This is a genomic window from Candidatus Krumholzibacteriia bacterium, from assembly GCA_035649275.1.
Lineage (GTDB): Bacteria > Krumholzibacteriota > Krumholzibacteriia.
The window spans coordinates 22,701-28,700 of sequence record DASRJW010000072.1; the positions used below are offsets into that span (position 1 = coordinate 22,701).

The 6,000-nt window shown below is 66.7% G+C and carries 3 protein-coding genes; all 3 read left to right on the forward strand.

From position 1 onward, the window contains the following. The first annotated feature begins 146 nt into the window (after positions 1-146). On the forward strand, positions 147-1,280 hold the full coding sequence (locus VFE28_06970; GenBank protein HZM15728.1) for a small ribosomal subunit Rsm22 family protein: 1,134 nt from the start codon (positions 147-149) through the stop codon (positions 1,278-1,280). A 200-nt stretch (positions 1,281-1,480) separates the two neighbouring features. Next, positions 1,481-4,129: a DUF5916 domain-containing protein gene (locus tag VFE28_06975; GenBank protein HZM15729.1), complete on the forward strand. Its 2,649-nt coding sequence runs from the start codon at positions 1,481-1,483 to the stop codon at positions 4,127-4,129. Positions 4,130-4,387: 258 nt separating this feature from the next. Next, on the forward strand, positions 4,388-6,000 hold a 1,613-nt coding region (locus VFE28_06980; GenBank protein HZM15730.1), incomplete at its 3' end, for a S8 family serine peptidase.

Consider the following 6,000-nt stretch of genomic DNA (forward strand, 5'->3'; position numbering starts at 1 on the left):
GAAAATCGGCGACTTGGCGAGAAAGGGGCGGGAATTCCTCGCCGATCCGTGGGCTTTTTTTCTCCACACCGAGTTGCGGAGAATGACCCAATCCATCGAACCATCCATGCAACGGGCGCCAGGATGTGGCCAAGGAGGGTTCCGCGATGAGTTCTCGCTTGTCCTTGCCGGATGACTACGTCGCCTACTTGGATGATCACGTGCGCGGCTCCGAACGGCGCCTTGCGCCGCTGGTCAGAGAACTCTCCGATCTCTACCTGGGAAAAGTGAAGCGCATGAGCCTGGGCCGCGGAGCGGCGAGCCCGAGCCTCCCGGCCAGCCGCGGTGCCGGCTCTAGCGGCCGCCAATCCGGCTGGCGTCATGCCTATGCCTTGTATTACGGGCCGCTGACCGCGCTGAAGGTGCAGGCGATCCTGGTGGAGCTGGCGCTCCGCCAACCGGCCTGGTCGGAGAGGAGGAAGCTCCGGCTCCTCGATCTCGGCGCCGGTCCCGCGGCGGCGACCGCCGGCGTCTGTCTATGGAACGCCGACCTCGAGTTGGAGGCGCTGTGCGTGGATCGGGATCCCGACTGGGAGAACATCCTCGTACAGCCGTGGATCAGGTCCGGGCGGTTGCAACTCCGTCGCCGCGCCCAGGACTGGATCGCGTCGGTGCCGGGAGCTTACGACCTCGTGCTCGCCGCCAACGTCCTCGTGGAAGGCGACGACGTGCCGCAGCGCGCTGCAGAGCGCCTCGATCGCATCCTCTCCCGCAGTCTCACCGCCGACGGCGTCGCCATCGTCGTCGAACCGGCGCTGCGACAGGCGACGCGAAATCTGCACCTGGTTCGCGATCGCCTCCTCGGCGCGGGCTGGCAGGTGTTGGCTCCGTGTACTGGCGCAGGGCCGTGCCCCATGCTGGCGAACCCGCGCGACTGGTGCCACGAGACGCGCGACTGGATCCAGCCGGACTTCCACCACCACCTCGATCAGCTGTCGGGTTTGAAGAAGGATGCGCTCCGCTTCTCGTTCCTCGTCCTGTCGCGGCAGCCTGGTGTCCCGATTGCGCCCGGCACCGCCCGGGTGGTGAGCGAGATCCGCCGCGAAAAGGGGCGCATCCGCTTCGTCACCTGTGACGACCAGTCCCGTTCCGCCAACTGGGAAGCGCTCCAACGCCAGTGCCGCGCCGTGCCCGACTTCGGCACCACCCTCGCAGCCCTGGAACGGGGCGCCCTGGTGAGCCTCCCCCACCCGAGCGGCGGTCGCCTTTCCCCCGGCGAGAGCTTCAACCGCCTGCCATGAGCGCTTCGGGCCGCTCGACCTCGGGGCCCCGGCCGAGGCACCCTTCCCGACGCCTCGTGCGGTACCCTCGCCGCGAAACCCGTAAACCCGGAACTACGTTCCTACGTCTAACCGGGTCAGCAGAGACCTAGCCTCAAGTCCCCACAACCCTGCCGGGCCGCCCCCCACCTCGCCCGGGTGCGCCCGCTCGCAAGGAAGTCATGGCCGGTAAGTGCTTGCTGTGGTTCGTGTTGATGTTTGCGGTCGGACTCACCTGCAGCTCCGTCCAGGCGCAGATCCCAAAGCGGACCTACGAGACCAAGAGCTGCGGGGGCGATGCTCCCCGTGTCGATGGCATCCTGGATGACGGCTGCTGGAACAGCGTGGAATGGGCCACCGACTTCGTCCAGTGGCAGCCCACGGAAGGCGCTGCGCCTACGAACCAGACCGCCTTCAAAATCCTTTACGACCAGGATGCCCTCTACATCGCCTATCGGGCCTACGACAGCGAGCCCGGGAAGATCGCCGATCATCTGACGCGGCGGGACCGTTTCCCGGGCGATTGGGTCGAGGTCAACATCGACAGCTACCACGACCTGAGGTCCGGTTTTTCCTTCACCTCCAGTGTCTCGGGCACCCGGGGCGACGAGTTCATCTCCGAAGATGGCGACAACTGGGACGGCAACTGGGATCCGATCTGGCAACTCGCCACCCATATCGACTCCGAGGGCTGGACGGCGGAGCTCCGCATCCCTTTCAGCCAGCTGCGTTTTTCCCACACGGATGAGCAGGTCTGGGGACTACAGGTACAGCGCCGGCTGTTCCGCAAGGAAGAGCGCTCCTTGTGGCAGCCCAAGTCCAAGGACGATCCGGGCTGGGTGAGCCGCTTCGGCGAGCTGCGCGGCATCCACGGCGTCCGCCCGCGCCGTCAGGTGGAGCTGCTGCCCTATGCGCTCGCTCGCGGCGAGCGCTTCGAGGCTGTGCCGGGAGATCCGTTCAACGACGGCTCGGACCGAGACGCCGAAGTCGGCTTGGACGGCAAGTATGGCGTCACCGGGGATCTCACCCTCGATTTCACCGTGAACCCCGACTTCGGGCAGGTGGAGGCCGACCCCTCGGTCATCAACCTCACCGCCTTCGAGACCTTCTTCCCCGAGAAGCGCCCGTTCTTCGTCGAGGGCAAGAACATCACCAGCTTTCAGATCGCCCCTTCCATCGCCGGCGGCAACTTCACCCAGGACAACCTCTTTTACTCGCGGCGCATCGGGAGACATCCACAGGCCGGAGCCGACGCGGACGCCGACCTGAACGAGTACGCCGACTTGCCGCAGAACACCACCATCCTCGCCGCCCTGAAGATGACGGGGAAGACGGAAGGCGGTCTCTCCGTGGGGGCGCTCGAGAGCGTCACCGCGAAGGAGGAGGCCACCATCGCCACTCCCACCGGCGACCACGACCAGACGGTCGAGCCGCTGACCAACTTCTTCGTGGGCCGATTGCAGAAGGACATCCACAAGGGCAACACGCGCGTCGGCGCCATGCTCACCATGACCCACCGGAACCTCGACGACCCCAACGTCGATTTCCTGCACCAAGCCGCCTACACCGGGGGCATGGATCTCTACCATTCGTGGCGCAACAAGGTGTGGTACGTGGCGCTCAACGGGGTCGCGAGCCGGGTCCAAGGCAGCGAGGGCGCACTCGAGCGCACCCAGACCGGCTCGGCCCGCTACTTCCAGCGGCCGGACAACGACTACGAGTCCGTGGACACCACCCGCACTTCCCTCGCCGGCCATGCCGGCTCCTTCCGTCTCGGCCGGGTGAGCGGTGCCGGGGTTCGCTTCGAATCCGGCGTCGCCTGGCGCTCCCCCGGTTTCGAGATCAACGACATCGGCTTCATGCAGCGCGCCGACGAGGTGAACCAGTTCTCCTGGGTGGGCTGGGCGAGCCGCAACCCCTTCGGGATCTGGCGCCGCATCGGCGTGAACGGCAATCAGTGGCTGAACTGGGACTTCGGCGGCAGTCCCCTCTCGCAGCAGCTCAACACCAACTTCAACATGGACTTCAAAAACAACTGGTTCGCCGGCGCCGGCCTGACCCACCTCTTCGAGCGACTTTCCAACACCGCGCTCCGTGGTGGGCCGTCCTCCCTCTGGCCCGGCGAGTGGTATTCCGAGTTCTGGGTGAACACGGACGGCCGCCGCCGTGTGTCCGGGGGGTTCGGCGCCGGGCGGGGATGGGGCGACGACGATTTCTACGAACACCGCGAGGTCTGGGCGGACCTCTCCATCCTGCCGCAGAACGCCCTCCGCCTCACCTTCTCTCCCTCCTACTCCACCGATCGACAAGACCTGCAGTACGTGGAGACGAACGACTATGCCGGCGACCCGCGGTACCTCTTTGGCAGCCTCGACCAGGAAACCTTCCGAATCACCGCGCGCATCGACTACACGGTGACGCCGAATCTGACCATCCAGTACTATGGCGCGCCCTTCATTTCCGCCGGGAGCTACTCGGCATTCAAGCGCATCACGGCCCCCCGTGCCGAGGCCTACAATGATCGCTTCCACGTTTTCAGCGACCAGCAGATCCAGCTTGTGGGTAATGAGTACACCGTGGACGAGAACGTCGACGGCACCGTCGATTACAGGTTCGACAACCCGGAATTCAACTTCCGCGACTTCAACTCCAATCTGGTGATCCGCTGGGAGTTCCAACCTGGATCCACCTTCTTCGTGGTCTGGCAGCAGTCGCGCAACGAGCAACTGCCCCAGGGTAGCTTCGAGCTGCAGAACGACATCGGTGGGCTCTTCGACGTCCACCCCCACAACGTCTTCCTGCTCAAGATCAACAAGTGGTTCACCCTCTGAGACTTCCGTCTCGCCGTCGGGCTCCGCGTCTCGACCTGTGCTACCGTGGTCGAGCGGCGTTTCCTCGCGCCAGGAACAGACCAGGAGGCACGCATGTCCAGACCGTGGATGTGGCGCTGGGCTGTCACGTCGCTCCACCTCGGGGTCATCCTTTTACCGACCAATCGGTCTGTGGGAGCGCCCACTCCTCATCTCTTTGCGGCTCCCGCCCGTGCGTCTCTGGCTGCTGCCACTCCCGCTGCTCGCCACGAGGTCGTGGTGCTCCTCCGGGCAGATTCGCCCCTCGTGGTCGGTGCTGCCGGCAAGCTCTCGTCTTCCCATCCCGGGCTGGCGGGAATCTTGACCCGCCACGGTTTCGCACAGGCAGCACGCCTCGATCGAGGAGCAACGTCTTCGGGCCCTGGGGACCGGGGCGGCGGTTACTATCGGCTCACCAGTCTGCGGACCGATTGCGATCCTGTGCAGGCAGCAGCGGAGCTACGCGCCACGGGCCTCTTCCGCGCCGTGGTGGCCAACACCTCTGTGCGTTTGTTCGCGTCGAGACCGTCCTACGGCGAGCTGCAGAAGCATCGGACGGCCCCGCGCCCCACCGCCTCCCTGCCCGACGATCCGTACTTGCTCCTCCAGTGGCACATCGACTCGGGTGACGCCGCTGACGTGGCGTTGCCGGAAGCCTGGGACCTGGAGCGCGGCAACCCTGGCGTCGTCATCGCCATCATGGATACGGGGGTCGATACGGGACACCCCGATCTCGCCGGCGCGCTGTGGACCAACCCGGGGGAGGTGGCAGGGAACGGCCGCGACGACGACGGCAACGGCTTCGCCGACGACATCCACGGCTGGGACTTCGGCGGCGACGACGCCGATCCGCGGCCGCACGCCACGCCCGATGTCTCCGGCCTCGATGTGGGCTTCCACGGCACGCACACGGCAGGCATCGCCTCGGCCGCCACGGACAACGGCATCGGCATCGCCGGTGCCGGTTGGGATTGCGGCCTCATGGCGCTCAAGGTCACGGACCCGAGCGGCGCGATCACCGATGCAGCGATCGCCGCGGCCTTCGCTTATGCAGGCGACATGGGCGCCGCGGTGCTGTCCATGAGCTTTGGCGCCGACGGCGCCCCCGGCGTGCCGGAGTTCTTCCAGGCCCTGGTGAACGACGCCACCGCGGCAGGGGTGCTGTGCGTCGCCGCGGCAGGAAACGACAGCACCGACGCCACGGTGTATCCAGCGGCGAACGACCATGTGCTGGCCGTGGGCGCCACGGACGAGACGAACGGGCGGGCTTTCTTCTCCAACTACGGCGCCTGGGTGGATGTGGCCGCTCCCGGCACGCTCATCTTTTCGTCCATTTGCGACAACTACGAGTTCGACCTGATCTCGCAGCTCTTCTATCTCTTGTTCTTCGGCTGGGACGGTGTGAACCCGTACATGGTCTCCGACGGCACCTCCATGGCGTGCCCCCTGACGGCGGGAGTGTGCGCTCTGGTGCGCGCCGCGGCGCCCAACCTGAGCCCCGACGCGGTGGCCCAGCTCGTCGCCAGCACCGGCGATGTCCTGCCCTTCGACCACCCCATCGGCACGAAGGTGAACGCGCTCCACGCGGTGCAAGCGGCACAGGTGGTGAGCGACGCCTTGGCCCTGCCGGCGCGGGCCCGCCTCGACGTCGTCCCCAACCCGTTCAACCCCGCGACCATGGTGCATTGCGTCGTCCCCGGCGCCGCGTCCCTAGGGGTCTACGACGGCGCCGGCCGATTGGTCCGCCGGCTCGCGGTCGGCCCCCTCGGCGCGGGGGAGCACGCCATACCCTGGGACGGCAAGGACGACGCCGGCCGCGCCGCCGCGAGCGGCGTGTACTTCGTCCGGCTCGA

Bases quoted from the DNA above. Each gene is read 5' to 3' on its own strand.
- VFE28_06970 (HZM15728.1), top strand. From the start codon at position 147: ATGAGTTCTCGCTTGTCCTTGCCGGATGACTACGTCGCCTACTTGGAT.
- VFE28_06975 (HZM15729.1), top strand. From the start codon at position 1,481: ATGGCCGGTAAGTGCTTGCTGTGGTTCGTGTTGATGTTTGCGGTCGGA.